At 68.1% G+C, this 22,401-nt stretch carries 19 protein-coding genes; 9 read left to right on the top strand and 10 right to left on the bottom strand.

Going from position 1 to position 22,401, the window contains the following annotated elements; genetic code table 11:
• Positions 1 to 8: 8 nt before the first annotated feature.
• Complete coding sequence (panB, locus tag GR168_RS14845) at positions 9 to 854, bottom strand: 3-methyl-2-oxobutanoate hydroxymethyltransferase (protein WP_058253120.1); 846 nt, start codon at positions 852 to 854, stop codon at positions 9 to 11.
• Between the two features lie 325 nt (positions 855 to 1,179).
• Between panB and glnA (GR168_RS14840) the strand changes: the two genes are divergently transcribed.
• From glnA (GR168_RS14840) to GR168_RS14825, 4 genes are all read left to right on the top strand, one after another.
• Positions 1,180 to 2,520: a type I glutamate--ammonia ligase gene (gene glnA, locus GR168_RS14840; protein WP_065630066.1), complete on the top strand. Its 1,341-nt coding sequence runs from the start codon at positions 1,180 to 1,182 to the stop codon at positions 2,518 to 2,520.
• A gap of 66 nt (positions 2,521 to 2,586) precedes the next feature.
• Entirely contained in the window at positions 2,587 to 5,616 is a 3,030-nt protein-coding gene (locus GR168_RS14835; RefSeq protein ID WP_159371073.1) for a bifunctional [glutamine synthetase] adenylyltransferase/[glutamine synthetase]-adenylyl-L-tyrosine phosphorylase, read from the top strand.
• A 76-nt stretch (positions 5,617 to 5,692) separates the two neighbouring features.
• The gene (locus tag GR168_RS14830; RefSeq protein WP_159371072.1) at positions 5,693 to 6,643 is read left to right on the top strand and encodes an endonuclease/exonuclease/phosphatase family protein; all 951 of its coding nucleotides are present in this window, start codon (positions 5,693 to 5,695) and stop codon (positions 6,641 to 6,643) included.
• Complete coding sequence (locus GR168_RS14825; protein ID WP_159371071.1) at positions 6,640 to 7,302, top strand: biliverdin-producing heme oxygenase; 663 nt, start codon at positions 6,640 to 6,642, stop codon at positions 7,300 to 7,302. Before GR168_RS14830 ends, GR168_RS14825 begins: the two co-directional genes overlap by 4 nt.
• A gap of 40 nt (positions 7,303 to 7,342) precedes the next feature.
• Here the strand turns inward: GR168_RS14825 and GR168_RS14820 are convergent, their stop codons facing one another.
• On the bottom strand, positions 7,343 to 7,528 hold the full coding sequence (locus tag GR168_RS14820; RefSeq protein ID WP_058253116.1) for a hypothetical protein: 186 nt from the start codon (positions 7,526 to 7,528) through the stop codon (positions 7,343 to 7,345).
• Between the two features lie 203 nt (positions 7,529 to 7,731).
• On the opposite strand from GR168_RS14820, the gene GR168_RS14815 reads away from it, so the two are divergent.
• On the top strand, positions 7,732 to 8,709 hold the full coding sequence (locus GR168_RS14815) for a cyclase family protein (RefSeq protein ID WP_159371070.1): 978 nt from the start codon (positions 7,732 to 7,734) through the stop codon (positions 8,707 to 8,709).
• 143 nt (positions 8,710 to 8,852) lie between these two features.
• A complete protein-coding gene (locus GR168_RS14810) occupies positions 8,853 to 9,911 on the top strand; it encodes an alcohol dehydrogenase catalytic domain-containing protein (protein ID WP_159371069.1) in 1,059 nt (352 codons plus the stop codon).
• 47 nt (positions 9,912 to 9,958) lie between these two features.
• On the opposite strand, the gene GR168_RS14805 is transcribed toward GR168_RS14810, so the two are convergent.
• Both GR168_RS14805 and glnA (GR168_RS14800) read right to left on the bottom strand, forming a co-directional pair.
• On the bottom strand, positions 9,959 to 10,216 hold the full coding sequence (locus GR168_RS14805; protein ID WP_065630060.1) for a hypothetical protein: 258 nt from the start codon (positions 10,214 to 10,216) through the stop codon (positions 9,959 to 9,961).
• A 140-nt stretch (positions 10,217 to 10,356) separates the two neighbouring features.
• Positions 10,357 to 11,790: a type I glutamate--ammonia ligase gene (glnA, locus tag GR168_RS14800; RefSeq protein ID WP_010841141.1), complete on the bottom strand. Its 1,434-nt coding sequence runs from the start codon at positions 11,788 to 11,790 to the stop codon at positions 10,357 to 10,359.
• 322 nt (positions 11,791 to 12,112) lie between these two features.
• On the opposite strand from glnA (GR168_RS14800), the gene GR168_RS14795 reads away from it, so the two are divergent.
• Positions 12,113 to 12,619, top strand: coding sequence for an RDD family protein (locus GR168_RS14795; protein ID WP_159371068.1), 507 nt, complete (start codon positions 12,113 to 12,115; stop codon positions 12,617 to 12,619).
• A gap of 195 nt (positions 12,620 to 12,814) precedes the next feature.
• Here the strand turns inward: GR168_RS14795 and GR168_RS14790 are convergent, their stop codons facing one another.
• From GR168_RS14790 to GR168_RS14765, 6 genes are all read right to left on the bottom strand, one after another.
• Complete coding sequence (locus GR168_RS14790; RefSeq protein ID WP_058253111.1) at positions 12,815 to 13,555, bottom strand: DUF4191 domain-containing protein; 741 nt, start codon at positions 13,553 to 13,555, stop codon at positions 12,815 to 12,817.
• Between the two features lie 76 nt (positions 13,556 to 13,631).
• On the bottom strand, positions 13,632 to 14,720 hold the full coding sequence (gene lipA, locus GR168_RS14785) for a lipoyl synthase (RefSeq protein ID WP_068971687.1): 1,089 nt from the start codon (positions 14,718 to 14,720) through the stop codon (positions 13,632 to 13,634).
• Positions 14,717 to 15,436 (bottom strand): lipoyl(octanoyl) transferase LipB, encoded by a 720-nt coding sequence (gene lipB, locus GR168_RS14780; protein ID WP_159371067.1) that lies wholly within the window; start codon positions 15,434 to 15,436, stop codon positions 14,717 to 14,719. Before lipB ends, lipA begins: the two co-directional genes overlap by 4 nt.
• Complete coding sequence (locus tag GR168_RS14775) at positions 15,429 to 16,328, bottom strand: TIGR01777 family oxidoreductase (protein WP_159371066.1); 900 nt, start codon at positions 16,326 to 16,328, stop codon at positions 15,429 to 15,431. Before GR168_RS14775 ends, lipB begins: the two co-directional genes overlap by 8 nt.
• Positions 16,329 to 16,365: 37 nt before the next feature.
• Positions 16,366 to 18,180 (bottom strand): 2-oxoglutarate dehydrogenase, E2 component, dihydrolipoamide succinyltransferase, encoded by a 1,815-nt coding sequence (sucB, locus tag GR168_RS14770; RefSeq protein WP_078112797.1) that lies wholly within the window; start codon positions 18,178 to 18,180, stop codon positions 16,366 to 16,368.
• Between the two features lie 242 nt (positions 18,181 to 18,422).
• Positions 18,423 to 19,970, bottom strand: coding sequence for a leucyl aminopeptidase (locus GR168_RS14765; RefSeq protein ID WP_078112798.1), 1,548 nt, complete (start codon positions 19,968 to 19,970; stop codon positions 18,423 to 18,425).
• Positions 19,971 to 20,079: 109 nt separating this feature from the next.
• Here GR168_RS14765 and gcvT point away from each other — a divergent pair, with 109 nt between their 5' ends.
• Both gcvT and GR168_RS14755 read left to right on the top strand, forming a co-directional pair.
• Positions 20,080 to 21,189 (top strand): glycine cleavage system aminomethyltransferase GcvT, encoded by a 1,110-nt coding sequence (gcvT, locus tag GR168_RS14760; RefSeq protein ID WP_159371065.1) that lies wholly within the window; start codon positions 20,080 to 20,082, stop codon positions 21,187 to 21,189.
• 90 nt (positions 21,190 to 21,279) lie between these two features.
• Complete coding sequence (locus tag GR168_RS14755) at positions 21,280 to 22,386, top strand: branched-chain amino acid aminotransferase (RefSeq protein ID WP_058253105.1); 1,107 nt, start codon at positions 21,280 to 21,282, stop codon at positions 22,384 to 22,386.
• Positions 22,387 to 22,401: the final 15 nt, after the last annotated feature.

Here is a 22,401-nt window from a genome sequence, read left to right as displayed (position 1 = left end):
CCGGGCTCTCAGTAGCTGTGTTCGGGGCCGGGGAACACTCCGCGGCGCACCTCGTCGGCGTATTGCTCGGCGGCCGAGCGTAATTCGCCTCCGACATCGGCGAAGCGCTTGACGAACTTCGCGGTCTTGCCGTGGGTGAGTCCGGCCATGTCCTGCCACACGAGGACCTGCGCGTCGGTCTCGTTGCCCGCGCCGATGCCGACGGTCGGGATGGTCAGCTTGCGGGTGATCTGACCGGCGAGATCGGCCGGCACCATCTCCATCACCACGGCGAAGGCGCCCGCCTCCTGGACGGCGATGGCGTCGGCGACGAGCTGATCGGCGCCGTCCCCGCGGCCCTGGACACGGAAGCCGCCGAGCCCGTTGACGCTCTGCGGGGTGAACCCGATGTGGGCCATGACCGGGATGCCGGCCGCGGTCAGCGCCGCGATCTGCGGGGCGACGCGTTCACCGCCTTCGAGTTTCACCGCGTGCGCACCGGTCTCCTTGAAGATCCGGAATGCGTTCTCGAGGGCGTGCTGCGGGCCGATCTCGTAGCTGCCGAACGGCATGTCGGCTACGACGAGTGCATGCGGTGCGCCGCGTACGACGGCGCGGATGAGCGGGATCATCTCGTCGACGGTGACCGGGATGGTGGTGTCGTAGCCCAGGACGACGTTGGCGGCGGAGTCGCCGACGAGCAGGACGGGGATCTCGGCGGCGTCGAAGATGCGGGCGGAGGAGTAGTCGTATGCGGTGAGCATCGACCACTTCTCACCCTCGGCCTTCATCTGCGCGAGATGGTGGATGCGGGTCACGCGTCGCTTGGCGGACTGGGCGGGGGCGGACGCGCCGTAAACCGAGGAATCGGACATCGTTGTCTCTTTTCTGCCTCGAGTCCCGACTGGCCGGAGAGGCGCGGCGGGTACCCGGGTTGAACACGGACGTAGGCCATTGTTTCACTAGGACGACCTGTTGTGACCTGCCATGTTTATGCGATTGGTCACACGCGCGGACGGGGTCGAGAGCGCCGTGTGCGACTCTGTCGGCAGTTCACTTGGGATTTCGTGCCCGGCCCCGCGTCCCAGCTACTGGTCGGACGTCTCACGATGTGGGATTGAGTCCGTAAAACTGCAGCACATCGAGTTGGAATTGCGCGTGTAACACGGATTTAACAGCGTACTTCTAATGTCGGCGACCATGGATCGCCAAAAGGAATTCGTGCTGCGGACCCTCGAGGAGCGCGACATCCGCTTCGTCCGACTGTGGTTCACCGACGTCCTCGGTTATCTGAAGTCCGTGGCGATCGCCCCGGCCGAACTCGAGGGCGCGTTCGCCGAGGGTATCGGCTTCGACGGCTCGTCCATCGAGGGATTCTCCCGGGTCTCGGAAGCCGACACCGTGGCCAAGCCTGATCCGTCGACCTTCCAGGTGCTGCCGTGGACAACCTCGGCCGGTCGGCACCATTCCGCACGCATGTTCTGCGACATCGCGATGCCCGACGGCACTCCCAGTTGGGCCGACTCACGGCATGTGCTGCGCCGGCAGCTCAACAAGGCCGCCGACCTCGGCTTCAGCTGCTACGTCCACCCCGAGATCGAGTTCTTCCTCCTCAAGGAAGCGCCCCTGGACGGGTCGGTGCCGACTCCGGCGGACTCCGGGGGGTACTTCGACCAGGCCGTCCACGACGCCGCGCCCAACTTCCGGCGGCATGCGATCGAGGCCCTGGAGTCGATGGGCATCTCGGTCGAGTTTTCCCATCACGAGGGTGCGCCCGGTCAGCAGGAGATCGACCTGCGCTACGCCGACGCGCTGTCGATGGCCGACAACGTGATGACGTTCCGCTACCTCATCAAGGAGGTGGCGATCAACGAAGGCGTGTGGGCGACGTTCATGCCCAAGCCGTTCAGCGAGCACCCCGGTTCGGCGATGCACACCCACCTCAGCCTGTTCGAGGGCGACCTCAACGCCTTCCACAACCCCGACGACCCGATGCAGCTCTCGGCCACCGGGAAGAAGTTCATCGCCGGCATCCTGCATCACGCCTCGGAGATCAGCGCGGTCACCAACCAGTGGGTGAACAGCTACAAGCGGCTCATCCACGGTGGCGAGGCGCCGACCGCGGCCACCTGGGGCGGCGCCAACCGCTCGGCGCTGATCCGCCTCCCGCTCTACACGCCGAACAAGGCGTCGTCACGCCGCATCGAGGTCCGCAGCCCGGACTCCGCCTGCAATCCGTACCTGACCTTCGCGGTGCTGCTGGCCGCCGGGCTCAAGGGCATCAACGAGGACTACGAGCTGCCCGACGAGGCCGAGGACGACGTCTGGGCACTCACCTCGGCCGAGCGTCGCGCGATGGGTTACAAGGAACTCCCCGGCAGCCTCGCCGACGCGCTGAAGGAGATGGAGAACTCGGAGCTGGTCGCCGAGGCCCTCGGCGAGCACGTGTTCGACTACTTCCTGCGCAACAAGTGGACGGAATGGACGAACTACCGCAGCCTCGTGACCCCGTTCGAGCTGCAGAACTACCTGCCGCTGTAAGGGCTGCCTTGCCCGGTCCGGGACCGCGATGTCGTGCCGATCGGATCCGGTCGCTACTTTTGTAATGTGACAACACGATCGGGACCCCCGGGGCGAGCCGGACGCAGCACCGTCCCCAGCGCGGGCCGGCTGGGTCTGCTCGACGACTCCGCACCCCGGAACCTCGCCGATCTCGGGTGGAACACGCCGGAGTCGGTCGACGTGTTGTGGGCCCTGTCGCGGTCTCCCGACGCCGACCTGGCCCTCCGTACGCTCGTGCGGTTGCGCAGCGCCGTCGGCGACGAGTGGTCCGAGATCGACGGCCTGGTGCGCACGGAGCGCGCATTCCGTGGGCGCCTGTTCGCGGTCATCGGCTCGTCGGACGCGCTCGCCGATCACCTGGTCGCCGAACCGTCGAGCTGGCGGCTCCTGCTCGCCGACGAGTTGCCCGACCGTGCCGAGGTCGACCGTCTGATGCTCGCCTCCGTCGGTGCCGAGCCCGTTCCGGGCGAGGTCGAGAAGGGCAACCGGGTGTACCGGTCGGCGCTCACCGGCCCGAAGGCCGTCATCGCACTCCGCCTGGCCTACCGCAACCTGATCCTGCAACTCGCGGCCCACGACGTCGCCTCGACCGTCGAGGACGAACCGGTGATGTGGTTGCCCGAGGTGGGTGCCTACCTGTCCGACTGCGCCGACGCCGCCCTGACCGCGGCGCTGGCCGTCGCCTTCGCCGAGGTCTGCGGGGACGATCCGATCCCGGTCCGGCTCGCCGTCGTCGCGATGGGCAAATGCGGTGCGCGCGAACTGAACTACGTCAGCGACGTCGACGTCATCTTCGTCAGTGACCCGGCCGACGGTACCGCGGCGCGGATCGCGGGCGAGATGATGCGCATCGGTTCGCTCGCGTTCTTCGAGGTCGATGCCGCGCTACGTCCCGAGGGGAAGTCCGGCGCGCTGACTCGAACCCTGGAATCGCATGTGGCCTACTACGAACGGTGGGCCAAGACCTGGGAGTTCCAGGCACTGCTCAAAGCCCGGGCGATGACCGGCGACATGCAACTCGCCGACGACTACATCGCCGCGGTCAAACCGATGGTGTGGAAGGCGGCCGAGCGGCCCGACTTCGTGCCCGAGGTGCAGAAGATGCGACGCCGCGTCGAATCCCTGCTCCCCGAGGACGAGCGCGAGCGCAACCTCAAACTCGGGCGCGGCAGTCTGCGCGACGTCGAGTTCGCGGTCCAGCTGCTGCAGATGGTGCACGGCCGGGTGGACGAGAACCTGCGCGTGATGCCGACCGTCGATGCGCTGGCCGCGCTCACCGCAGGCGGTTACGTCGGACGCGACGACGCCGCGAATCTCAGTGCGTCGTACCAGTTCTTGCGTCTCCTCGAACATCGGCTGCAGCTGCAGCGCATGTCCCGGACGCATCTGTTGCCGCAGCCCGACGACCACGAGGCGCTGCGCTGGCTCGCCCGCGCCGCACACATCCGGCGAGAGGGCGAGCTCGACGCGACGGGGGTGCTGCGCGAACAGATCCGCCATCAGAGCCTGCGGGTCCGGCGGCTGCACCAAAAGCTGTTCTACCGCCCGCTGCTCGAGGCGGTCACGCGCTTCAAGACCGACGAGCTGACCCTGACCGACACCTCCGCCGAGAGGCGGCTGGCCGCACTGGGTTACGCGAAACCCGATCGGGCACTGAGTCATATCCGCGCGCTGTCGAACGCGCCGGGACGCCGCGGTCAGATCCAGCTGCTCATCCTGCCGCAGTTGCTCGAACACATCGGGGACACGCCGGATCCCGATGCCGGTCTGCTGAACTACCGCCGGCTGTGCGACGTGATGGAAGACACCGACTGGTTCCTGCGACTGCTGCGCGACGACGGCGTGGTGGCGGCGCGACTGATGAAGGTACTCGGGACGTCGGAGTACATCGCGAACATGCTGATGCGATCGCCCGAGGTGATCCACCAGTACTCCGACGGGCCGGACGGGCCCAAGCTGTGCAACGTGCGCCCCGAGGACGTCGCCAAGGGCCTCGTCGCCTCGACCGTCCGCCAGCAGGACATGAAACGCGCGGTGGCCGTGGCCCGTTCGCATCGTCGGGCCGAGCTGGTCCGCATCGCCTCCGCCGACGTGCTGGGACTGCTGGACGTACCGGCCGTCTGCAAGGCGCTGTCCAGTGTGTGGGCGGCGGTCCTGAACGCAGCGCTCACCGTCGCGATCAACATCTCCGAGCGCGAACGGGGGAGCCGGGCGCCGGCGCGCATCGCGGTGATCGGCATGGGTCGGCTCGGCGGTGGCGAGCTGGGTTACGGATCCGACGCCGACGTGATGTTCGTGTGTCAGCCCGATCGGGACGCCGAGGAGTCCGAGGCGCTCAAGTGGGCGCAGACGATCGCCGAGAACGTGCGGTCGATGCTGGGGAGCCCGAGCGCGGATCCGCCGCTCGAGGTCGACACGGGGCTGCGCCCCGAGGGTCGGAACGGTCCGATCGTGCGGACTCTCGCGTCCTACGCCGCCTACTACGCGCAATGGGCGCAACCGTGGGAGGTGCAGGCGCTGCTCCGGGCGCATCAGGTCGCGGGCGACGAGGCCCTCGGCATCGACTTCCTGCACATGATCGACCACGTGCGGTATCCGGCCGGCGGTGTCAGCAACGACGCCGTTCGGGAGATCCGCCGGATCAAGGCCCGCGTGGACGCCGAACGTCTGCCGCGCGGCGCCGACCCGGCCACCCACACCAAGCTCGGCCGCGGTGGCCTCGCCGACATCGAGTGGACGGTGCAGCTCCTGCAGCTGAAGTATGCGCACCGCTATCGGAGCCTGCACAACACGTCGACGCTGGACTCACTGGATGCCATCGGCGCGGCGGAGTTGCTGTCGGAGAACGACGTCGCGCTGTTGAAGGACGCCTGGACGACCGCGACGAAGGCGCGCAACGCGCTGGTCCTGGTGCGTGGCAAGCCGATCGACCAACTGCCCGGGCCGGGTGCACAACTGCGCCAGATCGCGTTTGCCGCGGGGTGGCCGGAGGACCAGGCCAACGAGTTCCTGGAGAATTATCTCCGGGTGACGCGCCGGGCCAAGGCCGTGGTGCTGAAGGTCTTCGGGGCCTGAGCGCGGAGAGAAACGGACGGGCGCGGAAGGGCGCAGCTGACTCCGGCGGGGGAACACCGGATCACATGGGGGAGCGATGACGAGATTTCTGTGGGCGGCCGCGTACGTCCTGGGGTGGGCGATGCTCGCCGTCGTGGTGCTGGGCGTGTTCCTGCACTTTTACCCGTCCCGCGGTGACGTCGCCCTGTACCTCACCAGCGCCGTGCAGTTCGCGTTGATCCCCGGAGTGATCGCGATCGTCGTCTTCGCGGTCCTGCGGCGCTGGTTCATGCTGGCGATTGCGATCGTCGCCGTCGGCGGTCTGGCCTACACCCAGGTGCCGCTGGTCATCGCCAACGCGGCGCCGTCCGGCGAGCGGTTCACCATCGTCTCGGCCAACCTCCTCTTCGGCGGGGGCGACCTGGGTGTGCTCGAGAAGATCGTCGCCGACGCCGACCCGGACCTCGTGTCCCTTCAAGAGGTCACCCCCGAGGCGCTGGAACGTCTGCGGCGCAGTGAGATCGGCCGGACCCTGCCGCACGAGTTCGCGATCCCGTACACCTACGCGGCCGGCACCGCGATGTTCAGCAAGCGCCCGCTGGACGAGCGATACAACATCCCGGGGACGGTGCTGCACAACCTGCAGGCCCGCACCGACCTGCCGGGCGCCGCCGGGACCCAGGTCCTGGCCATCCACCCGGCGGCACCGCTGTGGGGTCGCAACTGGGACTGGCACGACGACATGGACACGCTCGCCGCACATTTCGCCGAGCTCCCACCCGGCCGGGTCATCGCGATCGGGGACTACAACTCCACCTGGAATCACGCGAAGTACCGCAGCCTGCTGACCAACGGGCTCGTCGACGGCACCGACATGGCCGGTGCCGGGTTTTTGCCGAGCTATCCCACCGACAAGCAACTCGGCAACCGGCCGCTGGTCGCCATCGACCGGGTCATCCTGCGCGGTTTCGTGGCCACGTCGATGGACACCCACTACCTGCCGGGTTCCGATCACCGGACTCTGGTGGTAACACTGGTGGCATCATGACGCCCGATCCCGAGAACGTCGGACCACACGACCGCCCGAGTATCTCCGAACGTCTGCGTTCGGCCACCGCGGTGGCGCACGAACGCGCCGAGCATGCGCCGTTCATCGACGATCTGATGTCGGGCCGGTTGGACTCCGGTGAGTATCAGCGCCTGGCGGTCCAGTTGTACTTCGTCTACGAGGCGCTCGAGCGTGTCGGTGCCGACCTGGCGGGGGACCCGGTGGCCGATGCCGTGCTGGACCCGAAACTGCTTCGCCTGCAACGCCTCGGCGCCGACCTCGCCTCCTTCGGCATCGACCCGTCGCCGGCGGCGCCGCTGCCGGCGGTGGCGCGCTATGTGGCGGCGATCGAATCCACCCGCACCGACCCGGCGCGATACGTGGCTCATCACTACACGCGCTATCTCGGCGACCTCAGCGGTGGCCAGGTGGTGGCCCACCGCATGCGAGAGCATTACGGGGTCGACGACGCGGCGCTGAGCTTCTATTCGTTCGACGGGATCGACAAGCTCAAGCGCTACAAGGACGCCTACCGGGCCCGGCTGGACGCGCTACCGCTCGATGCCGAGGGGATCGAACGGCTCGTCGACGAGGCCATCGCGGCCTTCGACCACAATCAGGCGGTGTTCGGCGATCTCGACGGCGCCCGGGCGGCCTGACCCATAGGTCCGCCCGAACGTCGGATCGTCGAATCAGGAGTCAGTTGACCTGCAGCTTGACGGTGCGGTCCAGGACGACCTCGCTCAGGTCGTCGTGGCCCTTCACGAGTTCGATGCGCAGCTGGTTGTCGTCGACGCGACTGGTGGTCCGAACCACTCGCGGGGTGCCCTCCAGGCGGATGCGGTCACCGGGTACGAGATCTTCGACATATACATCACGGGTCATTGGTCCAAACTACGGTCGTACCTTGTGGGTCGGTAGAGTAACAGGTCCCAAAAGTGGTATGGATCACATGCGAGGGTGGCCACTCACGGATCGAGATGGACCGGTTCCGAGATCGGTTTGATCAGGTCGCATTGAGCTCTCAGCTGAGCTGATCATCGTGAGCATTCACCCGGCGAACGTTCCGCGCCTCAGAAAGGTGATCCATGCCCGACGCCCGAGCTTCTGACGCCCGTGTTCCCGAGCTCACCGAACTGCTCGCCGACGCGCCGACCAACTGGGGCAGGTGGGGGCCCGATGACGAGGTCGGCAGTCTCAACTACTTGACCGCGGCGCAGGTTCTGGCCGGAGCCGCGCAGATCAAGCAGGGCAAGGTGTTCACCCTCCAGCGTCTGATCGGGGACCCCGCGGGCGATCCGTTGTGGCCGGGTCGTACTCCTGCCGTGCGCGAGATGGTTCTCGACGAATCACACTGGGACGCAGACGGAAACGGGCCGGCATTCCCGGGCGGCCTGCACTGCGCCGACGACACGCTCTACGCATCCCTGCAGGGGTCGACGCAGTACGACGCGCTCGGTCACGTCTGGTACGACGGCAAGATCTGGAACGGCTTCGACGCCCAGACGACGGTCGGCGGCCTGTCCAAGGCCAGCGTCGCCCCGATCGCCGAGCGCGGGGTCGCCGGCCGAGCCGTGCTCCTTGACATGGCCCGTCACCGGGGCAAGGACCACCTCGAGCCACAAGAAACCTTCACCCACGAGGATCTGATCGCGTGTGCGGAGCAGCAGGGCACCCCGATCCGGCCGCGCGACATCCTGGTGGTCCGCACGAACCATCTGCAACTGTTCTACGACAAGGGCGATGACTTCTACCAAGGCTTCTGCGAGTCGGGGCTCGTCTACTCCCCGGAGCTCGTGGCGTGGTTCCACGAGATGGAGATCCCCAATCTCGTGACCGACACGATGGCCAACGAGGTGACCACCGACCCGAACAACGGCGCGGTCCTGGTGTTGCACAACGCGCTCATGCGGAATCTCGGCGTGGCGTTCACCGAGATCTGTGACCTCGAGAAGCTCGCGGCGGACTGTGCCGAGGACGGTGCGTACTCGTTCTTCTACGTGGCGGCGCCGTTGAAGATCCACGAGGCGACCGGCTCGCCGGTCAACCCCGTCGCCATCAAGTGAGCCACACCCGGCGTCGACGCGGGACGAGATGATCGGCGCCCCGATGGGCCCGGGACCCGTCGGACAAGTCTCAATGTGAGACGGATCGCGACGGCGATCGTGCTTATTCTGCGCGCGACACCCGCACACATCAGGAGTCGGCGATGAAAGCTCTCGTGTATCACGGTCCCGGGCAGAAGGCGTGGGAACACGTTCCGGGCCCCGTTCTGCAGGAGCCGACGGACGCCATCGTCAAGATGGAGGTGACCACCATCTGCGGAACCGATCTGCACATCCTCAAGGGCGACGTACCGGCGGTCACGCCGGGGCGGATCCTCGGGCATGAGGGCGTCGGAGTGGTCACCGAGGTCGGTCCGGGCTGCGAGCGGGTTCGGGTCGGGGATCGCGTGATCGTGTCCTGCGTGAGCAAGTGCGGAACGTGCGAGTTCTGCCGAGCGGGTCTGACGTCGCACTGCCAGACGGTGGGTGGCATCGGCTGGATCTTCGGTCACCTCATCGACGGCACCCAGGCCGAGTACGTCCGGGTCCCGTTTGCCGACAACGGTCTCATCCCGCTACCCGCGGAGGTGACGCCGGAGCAAGGGACGATGCTCAGCGACATCCTGCCGACCGGATACGAGATCGGGGTGCGCTACGGCGCCGTCGGGCAGGGCGACGTCGTCGCCGTCGTCGGGGTCGGGCCGGTGGGCCTGGCCGCCGTGATGACGGCGGCGGCCGCCGGAGCGTCGAAGGTGATCGCGGTGGACGGCAACAAGTTCCGGCTCGAACAGTCCCGGGACTTCGGCGCGACCGACACGATCGACGTCAACGCAGGCGGCGACGTTGTCGCGCAACTCAAGGAACTCAGCCGAGGCGGACTCGGTGTGGACGTCGCGATCGAGGCGGTCGGCGTGCCCGCGACGTTCGGCGTCGCGCTCGACTCCGTGCGTCCCGGCGGTCATGTCGCCAACGTGGGCGTACACGGCGAGAGCGTGACGTTCCCGATCGAGCGGGACTGGATCAACAACCTCACGATCACCACGGGACTGGTGAATGCCACCACGGCACCCGAACTGTTGGAGAGCATCGAACGCGGCGACATCTCCCCGGAGAAGTTCATCACCCACCGGTTCACGTTCGACCAGTTCGACGAGGCCTACGACACGTTCGGCAACGCGGCCGACGAGCACGCGCTCAAGGTGATCATCGCCGCCGGCGACTGACGGTCCGCCGGCCCCGCGGCGACGTACGCGCGATCTGCGTGGCGTCGCTACTCTCTGGCTTCGGCGATGGACAGGACGACCGTGGTGCGGTCGTCCGAGTCCAGCGTCTCGTCGTCGGCCGTCTGATCGACCAGCGAGAAGTGCCGGACGTTGGCCAGATTCACGAGGTGAGCCGATCCCTCGAGTTCCAGGGCGATCGGTTCGCGTTGCCTGACCATGTCGCGGACGAACTGCATCACCTCCGGGACCGATTCCGCGAACAGCAGGCGGATCTCGAACTCGTCGGACGTCAGCAGTGTGCCCATGCGGCTCATCGTCGCACGGCGGGACGGTCGGACACGGCTGCTCGCGCGGATTGATGGTCGAGTCGGCCGACAACGAAACGGCCCGCTCGGCGATCGGAGAGCGATCGCGGAGCGGGCCGAGTCGACGTCGGAGCCTGGGCTCAGCAGTCGTAGTACAGCGAGAACTCGTACGGGTGCGGACGGATCTGCACCGGCTCGATCTCGTTCTCACGCTTCAGCGCGATCCAGGTCTCGATGAGGTCCTCGGTGAACACGCCACCGGCGGTGAGGTATTCGTGATCCTCTTCGAGACGGTCGATGACCGCGGCCAGCGAGGTCGGGGCCTGCGGGATGCTCTTGGCCTCTTCCGGCGGGAGCTCGTAGAGGTCCTTGTCGACGGGCTCGTGCGGCTCGATCTTGTTCTTGATGCCGTCCAGGCCGGCCATCATCATCGCGGCGAAAGCCAGGTACGGGTTGCCCGAGCTGTCCGGGCAACGGAACTCGAGGCGCTTGGCCTTCGGGTTGTTGCCGGTGATCGGGATACGCACACAGGCCGACCGATTGCGCTGGCTGTAGACCAGGTTGATCGGGGCCTCGTAGCCCGGCACCAGACGCTTGTAGGAGTTCACGGTCGGGTTGGTGAACGCCAGCAGCGACGGTGCGTGATGCAGGATGCCACCGATGTAGTAGCGCGCCAGGTCCGACAGGCCCGCGTAGCCGGCCTCGTCGTGGAACAGCGGCTTGCCGTCCTTCCACAGCGACTGGTGGGCGTGCATGCCCGAACCGTTGTCGCCGAAGAGCGGCTTCGGCATGAAGGTGACCGACTTGCCGTTCTGCCATGCGGTGTTCTTGATGATGTACTTGAACAGCTGCACGTCATCGGCTGCGTGGAGCAGCGTGTTGAACTTGTAGTTGATCTCCGCCTGGCCCGCGGTGCCGACCTCGTGGTGGCCGCGCTCGAGCTCGAAGCCCGAGTTCTGCAGGTTGGTGGACATCTCGTCACGCAGGTCGACGTAGTGGTCGTACGGTGCGACGGGGAAGTACCCACCCTTCGGGCGGACCTTGTAGCCGAGGTTCGGGCTGCCGTCGGGATCGGTCGGCGACGCGGTGTTCCACCAGCCGGACTCGGACTCGACCTCGTAGAAGGTGCCGTTCATCTCGGAACCGAAGGACACCGAGTCGAAGATGTAGAACTCGGCCTCGGCACCGAAGAAGCAGGTGTCGGCGACGCCGGTGGAGGCGAGGTAGTCCTCGGCCTTGCGGGCGACGTTGCGCGGGTCGCGGCTGTAGGCCTCGCGGGTGAACGGGTCGTGGACGAAGAAGCTGAGGTTCATCGTCTTGGCCTTGCGGAACGGATCGATCCGCGCGGTGGCCGGGTCGGGCAGCAGCATCATGTCCGACTCGTTGATCGACTGGAAGCCACGCACCGACGATCCGTCGAACGCCAGCCCGTCCTCGAAGACGTCCTCGTCGAAGGCCGACGCGGGGATCGAGAAGTGCTGCATGACACCGGGCAGGTCGCAGAAACGGATGTCGACGTACTCGACACCTTCCTTCTTGATGCCCTCGAGTAGTTCTTCTTTACTGCTGTACACCGTGCGGTGACTCCTTCGTGATCGGTGGTCCGTGTATGGGGACACGCCACATCCGCCACTGAGAAACAGCAGCGGATCTCAGCGGCAACCGTATGGAGGCGAAGTTGCCCATGCGTCAAGTCCGTGTTTCCCCCGTGTTACACGCGCAGTGGTGTTGGCTACACAGCGTGATCGGGGGCCGTCGCACTCGGCGCATCCCAACCCTAGCGGCAGGGGCCAACGGGCGGGACGGGTCACGACAACCAGCGACTACGATGGTTTCCAGTGCGGCGACGACGCGGACCGAGGGGGTTGCGCGGTCGCGTGAGAGGAGTCATCACCGATGGGACGAGTCACGGGTTCCTGGCTGTCGGGACCGCAGATCGGTCCCGAGAACGGCGTGGACAACGAGTACCTGGGACAGGATCTCGGCCTACCGCAGAGCGGTCCCGGGTCGCTGGCCGCCGGCTGGCCGCGGGTGGCCGGCCTGCTCGTCGACTGGCTGATCGCCGGCGGGCTCGCGATGGCGTTCTTCGGTGGCTTCAACTCGCCGCATCTGGGCACCGCGCAGATGGGCGTGTGGTTCGTCATGGGCATCTTCGCGGTGACGCTGTTCGGGTTCACCCCGGGCCAGCTCGTCATCGGGATGCGCGTGGCGCGAGTGGATTACGGCGTCGAGCGCAACACCGCCGAAGCGACCGGCGAGCAGAGCCCGGCGGCGGTCGGGATCGTCCGGGCCTTCTTCCGCCAGCTGCTGATGATCTTCCTCGTCCCGGCCCTGATCAACGACTACAACGGACGCGCTCTGCACGACCGCGCAACCGGCACCGCGCTCGTCCGGACCCGCTGAGCAGCACCCGATCCGGCGCACAAGCCACTCATCGACGAAACCCACCACCGAATTACCAGTCCAACTTCCGGGGACCAGTCCATCGGTGGTGGGTTTCGTCGTAGGTCGTCGCTCGTCGAACCCGGTGCACAGTCGACGTAAATCGATGCACAGTCAACGGGATCGGGCGCTCCGTCGACGGAGTGGGCGGAAGCGTCAGCCGCGGCGGCGCGCCGTGCGCTGCATGCTGCGCATCTTGGCGTTCGCGGGCAGGGGACCCTTCGGCATGCCGGGGCCGGGGGCCTTGCTGCCGAGGGCGGACAGCCGGCCCTCCAGGGTCTCCATCCGCTTACGGTCGATGTTGCTGGGCAGCTTGTTGAGGTGCCGCTCGAGCTTCGACAGCGGGACCTGGCCGTCGTCGTTGCCGACCATGATCTCGTAGATCGGGGTGTCGCCGACGACCCGCGCGACCTTCTTCTTCTCCTGGCCGAGCAGCGACTTGATGCGGGTCGGGGAGCCCTCGGCGACCAGGATGATGCCCGGCTTGCCGATGACACGGTGCACGGCGTCGAGCTGGGAGGTGCCGGCCACGGCCTGCTTGACCCGCCATTGCCCGCGCATGTTGCCCAGTGCCCATCCGGCGGCGCCGGGCTGTCCCTCGGCCTTGGTGTACACGTTCTTCTGGACGCGGCGGCCGAAGAGGATGAAGGCGCCGAGGATGCCCAGCACCACGCCGAGCGGGATCAGCAGCCACGGCGAACCGAGGACGAATCCGAGAGCGGTGAAGACCGCGATCGACAGGACGATGACACCCACCATGTAGGGGATGAGTCGTTTGTCTTCCTTGCGCTGCATCTGGAAGGCCTGCCAGAGCTGCTGGCGCCGTTCCTTCGATGCGGCCTTACGGGCCTTCTTCTTCTCGGCCTTGACCTCTTTGCTCACCTGCGCCTTTGCCATGAGGCCAGTTTACGTCCGTGGATCGAGCGATCGGGGCATCGGGTGACCGTCCGATGATCACCGGACGCGCGGGGCGTCAGCGGGCGAGGCGTGCCATCAGGCTGGAGGCCTCCTGGCTGGCCGATCCCTCGGCCGCCAGGTGCGCGAGAGCCGGTGAGATCTCGCGGCCGTGATGGGCCATCGCCTGCGCGTACAGGCGGCCCGCCCGGTACGACGACCGCACGAGCGGACCCGCCATGACGCCGGCGAATCCGACTTCCTCGGCGAACTCGGAGTGATCGACGAACTCCTCGGGCTTGACCCACCGCTCGACCGGATGATGCCGCGGCGAGGGACGCAGGTACTGCGTGATGGTCAGGATGTCGCAGCCCGCCTCATGCAGATCCACGATCGCCGACTGCACCTCCTGCGGGGTCTCGCCCATCCCGAGGATCAGGTTCGACTTCGTCACCAATCCGAAATCACGTGCGGCGGTGAGGACTTCGAGAGACCGCTCGTAGCGGAAGGCCGGGCGGATGCGCTTGAAGATGCGCGGCACGGTCTCGAGGTTGTGCGCCAGTACCTCGGGCCGGGCGTCGAAGACCTCGGCCAGCAGGTCGGGCTTGGCGTGGAAGTCGGGGATGAGGTTTTCTACACCGGTACCGGGGTTGAGGCGGTGGATCGCGCGGACGGTCTCGGCGTAGAGCCAGGCACCCTCGTCGGGCAGGTCGTCGCGGGCGACGCCGGTGATGGTCGAGTAGCGCAGGCCCATCGCCTGGACGCTCTCGGCGACGCGGCGGGGTTCGTCGCGGTCGAGTTCGGCGGGCTTGCCGGTGTCGATCTGGCAGAAGTCGCAGCGTCGGGTGCACTGCTCGCCGCCGATGAGGAAGGTCGCCTCGCGGTCTTCCCAGCATTCGTAGATGTTGGGACAGCCGGCCTCTTCGCAGACGGTGTGCAGACCCTCGCGCTTGACCAGGCCCTTGAGTTCGGTGAACTCCGGGCCCATCGTCGCGCGGGTGCGGATCCACTCCGGCTTGCGCTCGATGGGGGTCTGCGCGTTGCGCACCTCGAGGCGGAGCAGCTTGCGGCCCTCGGGGGCCGGGGTCGGGGTCTGTGGTGCGGATGCCGAGGCCGAGGGTGTGGCTTCGGGGGCACCGGGTCCGGGGGTGATGGGGGACGCGGTCACTGGATCGATCCTACGCTCGCAGTAGAGGATGGAGAGGACTGTGCCGACGCGACCGGGTTCGCGGTGGCGTCGAGGGCGGCGAGTACGGCATCGGCGGTGACGTCGAGCAGAGAGGCCACCGACAACGGCCGGCCGAGTTCGCGCGCCAGGGACGTGACCCCGGCGTCGGCGATCCCGCAGGGGACGATCGCCTCGAACGCCGACATGTCGGGGTCGATGTTGAGTGCGAATCCGTGCAGGGCCACCCCGCGTGCCACGCGGATACCGATCTGTCCGAGTTTGCGTTCACCGGCGTCGTCGGTGATCCACACGCCCGAACGTCCTTCGACGCGGCCGGTGGTCACGCCGAGACGGGCGCAGACCGAGATGAGGGCCGCCTCGAGGCGACGGACGTACTCGACGACGTCGAGCGGCTCGGCGAGCTTCACGATCGGATAGCCGACGAGTTGTCCCGGTCCGTGCCAGGTGATCCGGCCGCCGCGGTCGACGTCGATGACCGGCGCCCCGTTGGTGGGCCGGTCGGCGTCCTCCGTGCGCTTGCCCGCGGTGTAGGTGGACGGATGCTCCAGCAGGAGCAGCACGTCGTGGTCCAGGACGCCGTCGGCGCGGTCGGTCGCCAGCCCGTGCTGCAGGTCATAGGCCGTCTGGTAGTCGACGACGCCGAGATGGCGGACCTCGACCGGTTCCGCACTCCCGCGGATCGGACGCTCAGTCATGACTGGTGGAACCGGTGGCGTAGGCCAGGGCCTCGTCGACACCGGGATGGGTGAAGGTGAATCCGTGATCGGTCAGCACCTGGGGTGTAACGCGCTGACTGAACAGAATCATTTCCTCGGCCATCTCGCCGCCGACCCGACGCGCCGCGAAGGCGGGTACCTGCAGGATCGTCGGGCGGTGCACGGCCCGGCCCAGAGCCGAGGTGAACTCACCGAACGGGACGGCGCCCGGCGAACTCAGGTTCACCGGCCCGGACACGTCGGAGTCGAGGAGGAACTCGATGGCGCGGATCTCGTCGATGAGGCTGATCCACGAGAAGTACTGCTTGCCGTCACCTATCGGTCCGCCGAGCCCGAGCTTGAACAACGGCCGGAGTTTGCCCAGCAGGCCGCCGTGCGTGCTGAGGACCGGCGCCGTGCGGAGCAGGACCAGACGCGTGTCCGCGCCGACGCCGGCGGTGGCGGCGCGCTCCCAGTCGACGACCAGGTCGGCGAGGAACCCCTCGCCGGGGCCGTCGGTCTCGACCGCGGCGTGGCCACCGGTGTTCCCGTAGTAGCCCGTGGCGCTGGCACTCACGAACGTCGGGATGCCGAGATCGCGGACGGCCTCGGCGAGCAGTTCGGTGGGGGTGATCCGCGAGTCCCGGAGCTCCTGTTTGAATCGGCCGGTCCACCGACCGTTGCCGACTCCCACACCGCCCAGCGAGACCACCGCCTCGACGCCGTCGAGACTCTCCGGCGGGACGCCGATCGTCTCGGGATCCCAGCTGAACTCGTCATCGGCGCGTGCCTCGCGGCGGACCAGACGTGTGACCGTGTGGCCCGCCGCGCGCAGCGAGTTGACCAGGGCGTTGCCGATGAGTCCCGATGATCCGGCGACGGCGATGCGCATTCTGTGTCCTCGGTGTGCCGTCTGAAGGAGATCTGGGCTAGAGGCCCAGGTCCGCGGCGAAGGCGGCCTCTTCGAGACGCTTCTTCACCGTGGTGAGGAAGCGGCCCGCGTCGGCGCCGTCGATCAGACGGTGATCGTAGGTCAGCGGCAGGTAGGACATCGACCGCACCGCGATCGACTCCGAACCGTCCTCACCGGTGATGACGACCGGGCGCTTGACGATCGCGCCGGTGCCCAGCATCGCCGCCTGCGGCGGCACCAGGATCGGGGTGTCGAACAGCGCGCCCTGACTTCCGATGTTGGTGATGGTGAACGTGCCGCCGGCGAGCTCGTCGGGCTTGAGGCCGTTGGAGCGCGCCCGGGACGCGATGTCGGCGATGGCGCGGGCCAGACCGGCGATCGACAGGTCGTCGGCGTTGTGGATGACCGGCGACAGCAGCCCCTGCGGGGTGTCGACGGCGATGCCGAGATGCACCTTGTCGTAGTAGGTGATCTCCTTCTTGTCCTCGTCGATCGACGCGTTGACGTTGGGATGCGCCTTCAGCGCCTCCACGACGGCCTTCGCGATGAACGGCAGGTACGTCAGGTTGACGCCCTCGGACGCCTTGAAGCTCTCCTTCGCCGCCTTGCGGAGCCCGGCGATGCGGGTCATGTCGACCTCGAAGACCTGGGTGAGCTGTGCGCTCTGCTGCAGCGACTCGCGGGTCTTCTTCGCGGTGATCTGACGGATGCGGTTGATCTTCTGCGTCGTCCCGCGCAGCTCGGCGAGCTCGGGCCGGATCTCCGGCGAGCCCGACGACGCGGCCGGCGCCGACGATGGCGCGGGCTTGGCGGCCGGGGCGGACTCCTGCGCCGGGGCCTTGGCCTCCTCGGCCGCGGCGAGCACGTCCTGCTTGCGGATGCGGCCACCGACACCGGTGCCCTTGATGGCGTTCAGGTCGATGTTGTTCTCCGCGGCGAGCTTGCGCACCAGCGGCGTCACGTACGGGGTCGACTCGACGGTCGGCGGGTCGGACTTCTCCGCGGCCTGTGCCTTGGGCTCGGGGGCCTTGGACTCCTGGGCCTTCGGCTGCGGCTTCTGCTCTTCCTCGGGGGCCGGCGCCTGCTCGGGCTCCGGCTCCGGCGCGGACTCCTGCTCGGGCTCGGGTTCCGGTTCGGGCTCGGGTTCCGGCTCGGGCTTCTTCTTCGACGGAGCCGCCGAGGCATCACCGATGACGGCGAGCTTGCCGCCGACCTCGATCACGTCGTCCTCCTGCGCGAGGATCTCGAGCAGGGTGCCGGCGACCGGCGAGGGGATCTCGGTGTCGACCTTGTCGGTGGAGACCTCGAGCAGGGGTTCGTCGGCGGCGACCTCGTCGCCGACGGCCTTCAGCCAGTTGGTGACCGTCCCCTCGGTGACCGACTCGCCGAGTTCGGGCATGAGCACGTCGGTGCCCTCGGCCGAGCCCGAGCCGGTGTCGGCGGTGGGCTTCTCGGCGGGCGCGTCCTCGTCGACGGAGGGCTCCTCGGCGGCCTGCTCGGGCTCGGGTTCGGGCGCGGCCTCGGTCGGCTCGTCGCCGCCGGCGGCGTCGGAATCGGAATCGGCCGAACCGGAGTCGTCGGAACCGGCCTCGTCGGCGTCACCGATCAGGGCGAGATCGCCGCCGACCTCGACGACGTCGTCCTCCTGCGCGATGATCTTGGTCAGCACACCCGAAGTGGGGGCGGGGATCTCGGTGTCCACCTTGTCGGTCGACACCTCGAGCAACGGCTCGTCGGCCTCGACTGTGTCGCCCTCCTCCTTCAGCCACCGGGTGACTGTCCCCTCGGTGACACTTTCACCAAGGGCGGGCATCTGGACGGAGAAGGCCATCGTTGTGAACTCCTGAACTCGACGTGGTGGTCTGTAGGTGATGCCCAGTGGTGTGTGCGCCGTGGGCACGGGGGTCGGGAGGCGGTTGAAGACCGCGCAGATGAGTGGCGGATCAGCCGCTCATCCCCGCGGCCAACCCTACCCGTACGGTGAGCCGCCGACTCGGTTCGGCTCGTACTCGTCGGTAACGATTCTCCGGCGGCCGCGGCACCGGTCTCGGCCGCGGCTCGCCGGAGGTGTTCTCAGCCGTTCGCGGCGATGTCCTCGAGTACGGCCGCGATGGTCCGGACGGGGACGCCCGTACCGCCCTTCGTCGTGTAACCCCACGGGCCGCCGGTGTTGAAGGCGGGCCCGGCGATGTCGATGTGGGCCCACTGCACGTCCTCGGGCACGAACTCCTTCAGGAAGATGCCCGCGGCGAGCATCCCGCCCCAGCGGTGGGGGGTCACGTTCGCCAGGTCCGCGACGCGGGACTTCAGGTCTGCGCGCAGCTCGGCGGGGAGCGGCATCGCCCAGGCGTTCTCACCCACATCGGCCGACCGGGCCGCGACCCGGTCGCGGAACCCGTCGGTGCCCATGACGCCCGGTGTCCGGGTGCCGAGTGCCACCATCTGGGCGCCGGTCAGGGTCGCGGTGTCGATGAGATAGTCGGGATCGTCCTCGCAGGCCCGCACGATGGCATCGGCGAGGATCAGCCGTCCCTCGGCATCGGTGTTGAGGACCTCGACCGTGCGACCGCCGTACTGGGTGAGCACGTCGCCGGGGCGCTGCGCAGTCGACGACGGCATGTTCTCGGCCATGGGGACGGTGGCGATCACCGTCACGTCGACATCGAGCCGGGCGGCCAGGATCGTCGCCGCGATGACCGCGGCCGCGCCGCCCATGTCCGAGGTCATCGCGTCCATGTTGGCGGCGGGTTTGATCGAGATACCGCCGGTGTCGAAGGTGATGCCCTTGCCGACGAGCGCGACCTTCTTCGGCGACTTCTTCGCGGTGTGGGTCAGCCGGACGAGGCGCGGCAGCCGGGACGAGCCCTTGCCGACGCCGATGATCCCGCCGTAACCCTGCGCCTCCAGCTGCTTGTCGTCGAGGATCTCGACCTTGAGCCCGGCCTTGCTGCCGAGGGTGCGGGCGCGGGCGGCGAACTCCTCGGGATACAGGTGGCTCGGCGGGGTGTTGACGAAGTCGCGGGCGATCGCCACCGAGTCGGCCACTGCGACCGCGCGCTCCACAGCGGCCTTGGCCTCCTTGGACTTCGATTCGACCAGCAGCGTGATGCGTTGCGGCGGAGTCTTCTTGGGCTTCGACTTGTCCGAACGGAACTCGTCGAACCGGTAGGCGCCGAGGAACAGTCCCTCGGCGGCGGCAGCCAGGTCGACGGCCGAGAGCGTGGTGGCGACCGACTCGTGACCGTCGAGTTCACGGGCGACGACGCCGGCGGCCTGCCGGACCTGGTCGGCGTCGTCGAGGTTGTCGGCATCGCCCAGGCCGACGGCGACGACGATGTCGACGGGCAGCGACTCCGGGGCCGCGGTCCGGGTGACCTCGCCGTGGGACCCGGTCGCGCCGAGGGCGGTGAGAGCGGCGGTGATGGCGGCGGCCTGGGCGTCGTCGAGGATGCCGTCGCCGATGGCAAGGGTCGGTTCGGCTGTGGGGTCGGCCTTCTCGGCGTCGTCGGGGGACGAGGCGCTGATCAGGCCGATGACCAGGGCGGAGTCGTCCTTGCCGATCGAGGTGGACAGTTCGAGTTCGGGGCCGCGCGTGCGGTCGACGGTGTCGTTCTTGCTCACCCGGTCAACTCTGCCACAGCTCCGGCGGCGCCGAGTCCCAGCGGGAGGACGTGCAGACGAACGCCGCGTCCGTGCCCGGCGGGCGGGGTCGCCCGATAGCGTGGACGGCATGAGTGAACTCCTCGCCGGGCCGATCGCCGACCGTCATGCCGCACTGGGGGCCACCTTCGCCGAGTTCGGCGGCTGGAACATGCCGGTGTCCTACTCCGGCACGGTCGCCGAGCACGCCGCGGTGCGGGAGAGCGTGGGCATCTTCGACGTCAGCCACCTCGGCAAGGCACTGGTGTCCGGCGCGGGTGCGGCGGCCTTCGTCAACTCGACGCTCACCAACGACCTCGGCAAGATCGTCCCCGGCAAAGCCCAATACACGTTGTGCTGCAACGACTCCGGCGGCGTCGTCGACGACCTGATCGCCTACCTCGTCGGCGAGCACGAGGTGTTCCTGGTGCCCAACGCGGCGAACACCGCGTCCGTGGTCGCCCAGCTGCAAGCGGTTGCGCCAGAGGGGATCTCGATCACCGACCAGCACCGCGACCTCGCCGTCCTGGCGGTGCAGGGGCCGAAGTCGCCCGAGATCCTGGCCGGGCTCGGACTGCCCGCCGACATGGAGTACATGGCGTTCGCCGACGCCGACCTGACGACCGCCAGTGGTGTGGCAGCGGTCCGCGTGTGCCGCACCGGATACACCGGTGAACGCGGGTACGAGATCGTGCCGCGGTGGGACGATGCGGGCGCCGTGTTCGACGTCCTGCTGGAGGCGATCACGGCAGCCGGCGGGTTGCCCGCCGGCCTGGGCGCACGAGACACCCTGCGTACCGAGATGGGGTACGCCCTGCACGGCCACGAGCTGGGGCCCGACATCTCGCCGGTGCAGGCGCGGTCGAGTTGGGCGGTCGGCTGGGACAAGCCGTCGTTCTTCGGACGCGACGCCCTACTCGCCGAGAAGGAGGCCGGACCGACGCGTCGTCTGTACGGGTTGCGGGCGACCGGCCGCGGAGTACCGCGTGCGGGGTGCGTGGTCCGCCTGGCGGGGACGGACCAGCAGATCGGCACCTGTACGTCGGGGACGTTCTCGCCCACCCTCAAACAGGGCATCGCACTGGCCCTGCTCGATACGGCGTCCGGGGTGCGCAAAGGCGACGAGGTCGTAGTCGACGTCCGCGGGCGGGACCTGGCGTGCGAGGTCGTGATCCCGCCGTTCGTGCCGTCGCACGTGTGACCTGCGGGCCCTCGCGCGACGTCCCACGCAGCCCCGGGGGCAGCCGACCGGGCGGGGAAATGCTTTTGTGCCCGGCGGTACGATGGCGTGATGACCTTGGAGTTCAACCGTACCGAGCATCCGCACCCGGTGTCTGAGGGCCGGCGCGCGGAGATCCTGTCCGCCCCCGGATTCGGGCGCCACTTCACCGACAACATGGTGATGATCGATTACGACGCAGGGGTGGGTTGGCACAACGCCACGGTGAAGCCGTACGGTCCGATCGCCCTCGACCCCGCGGCCACGGTTCTGCACTACGGCCAAGAGGTGTTCGAGGGGCTCAAGGCCTATCGGCAGCCGGACGGTTCGATCGCCGCGTTCCGCCCCGAGGCGAACGCCGCGCGTCTCCAGCGCAGCGCGGAGCGGCTCGCGATGCCCGCGCTGCCGGTCGAGGATTTCATCGCCTCGCTCAAGGCCCTGCTCGAGGCCGACAACGAGTGGGTGCCCGCCGCCGGCGGCGAAGAGGCGCTCTACCTCCGTCCGTTCATGTTCGCGTCGCAGGCCAGCCTCGGCGTCAACGCCCCGTCCTCCAGCTACATCTACTCGGTCATCGCCTCGCCGGCGGGTGCCTACTTCGCCGGTGGGATCAAGCCGGTGAGTGTCTGGCTGTCCACCGAGTATGTGCGCGCGGCACCGGGCGGCACCGGATTCGCCAAGTGCGGTGGCAACTATGCCGCCGCGTTCCTCGCCCAGCGGCAGGCCACCGAGCAGGGGTGCGACCAGGTCGTGTGGCTCGACGCGATCGAACGCCGCTTCATCGAGGAGATGGGCGGCATGAATCTGTTTTTCGTGTTCGGCTCAGGCGCCGACGCCCGGCTGGTGACCCCCGAGTTGTCGGGCTCACTGCTGCCCGGCATCACCCGTTCGTCGCTGCTGACGCTGGCCACCGATGCCGGCTTCGAGGTCGAGGAACGCAAGATCACCACCGAAGAGCTTCGCAAGGGCGTGGCGTCGGGCGACATCACCGAGGTGTTCGCCTGTGGCACCGCCGCGGTCATCACCCCGGTCGGTCGGGTCAAGGGTGAGGGCGAGGACTACACCATCAACAACGGTGAGACCGGTGAGGTGACGCAGGCGTTGCGCGACACCCTGACCGGCATCCAGCGCGGGACGTTCGCCGACACCCACGGGTGGATGACGGAGCTCTACCGCCGCTGAGCGGCGCCACGACGC

Origin of the sequence: Gordonia sp. JH63, from assembly GCF_009856645.1 — a bacterium.
In the GTDB taxonomy this organism is placed as follows: Bacteria; Actinomycetota; Actinomycetes; order Mycobacteriales; family Mycobacteriaceae; genus Gordonia; species Gordonia hongkongensis.
The sequence above is the reverse complement of the archived record's forward strand: the minus strand, read 5'-3'. Positions and strand labels throughout refer to the sequence as shown.

Bases quoted from the DNA above. Each gene is read 5' to 3' on its own strand.
- panB (WP_058253120.1), bottom strand. From the start codon at position 854: ATGTCCGATTCCTCGGTTTACGGCGCGTCCGCCCCCGCCCAGTCCGCC.
- glnA (WP_065630066.1), top strand. From the start codon at position 1,180: ATGGATCGCCAAAAGGAATTCGTGCTGCGGACCCTCGAGGAGCGCGAC.
- GR168_RS14830 (WP_159371072.1), top strand. From the start codon at position 5,693: ATGACGAGATTTCTGTGGGCGGCCGCGTACGTCCTGGGGTGGGCGATG.
- GR168_RS14825 (WP_159371071.1), top strand. From the start codon at position 6,640: ATGACGCCCGATCCCGAGAACGTCGGACCACACGACCGCCCGAGTATC.
- GR168_RS14820 (WP_058253116.1), bottom strand. From the start codon at position 7,528: ATGACCCGTGATGTATATGTCGAAGATCTCGTACCCGGTGACCGCATC.
- GR168_RS14815 (WP_159371070.1), top strand. From the start codon at position 7,732: ATGCCCGACGCCCGAGCTTCTGACGCCCGTGTTCCCGAGCTCACCGAA.
- GR168_RS14810 (WP_159371069.1), top strand. From the start codon at position 8,853: ATGAAAGCTCTCGTGTATCACGGTCCCGGGCAGAAGGCGTGGGAACAC.
- GR168_RS14805 (WP_065630060.1), bottom strand. From the start codon at position 10,216: ATGGGCACACTGCTGACGTCCGACGAGTTCGAGATCCGCCTGCTGTTC.
- GR168_RS14795 (WP_159371068.1), top strand. From the start codon at position 12,113: ATGGGACGAGTCACGGGTTCCTGGCTGTCGGGACCGCAGATCGGTCCC.
- GR168_RS14790 (WP_058253111.1), bottom strand. From the start codon at position 13,555: ATGGCAAAGGCGCAGGTGAGCAAAGAGGTCAAGGCCGAGAAGAAGAAG.
- lipB (WP_159371067.1), bottom strand. From the start codon at position 15,436: ATGACTGAGCGTCCGATCCGCGGGAGTGCGGAACCGGTCGAGGTCCGC.
- GR168_RS14775 (WP_159371066.1), bottom strand. From the start codon at position 16,328: ATGCGCATCGCCGTCGCCGGATCATCGGGACTCATCGGCAACGCCCTG.
- sucB (WP_078112797.1), bottom strand. From the start codon at position 18,180: ATGGCCTTCTCCGTCCAGATGCCCGCCCTTGGTGAAAGTGTCACCGAG.
- gcvT (WP_159371065.1), top strand. From the start codon at position 20,080: ATGAGTGAACTCCTCGCCGGGCCGATCGCCGACCGTCATGCCGCACTG.
- GR168_RS14755 (WP_058253105.1), top strand. From the start codon at position 21,280: ATGACCTTGGAGTTCAACCGTACCGAGCATCCGCACCCGGTGTCTGAG.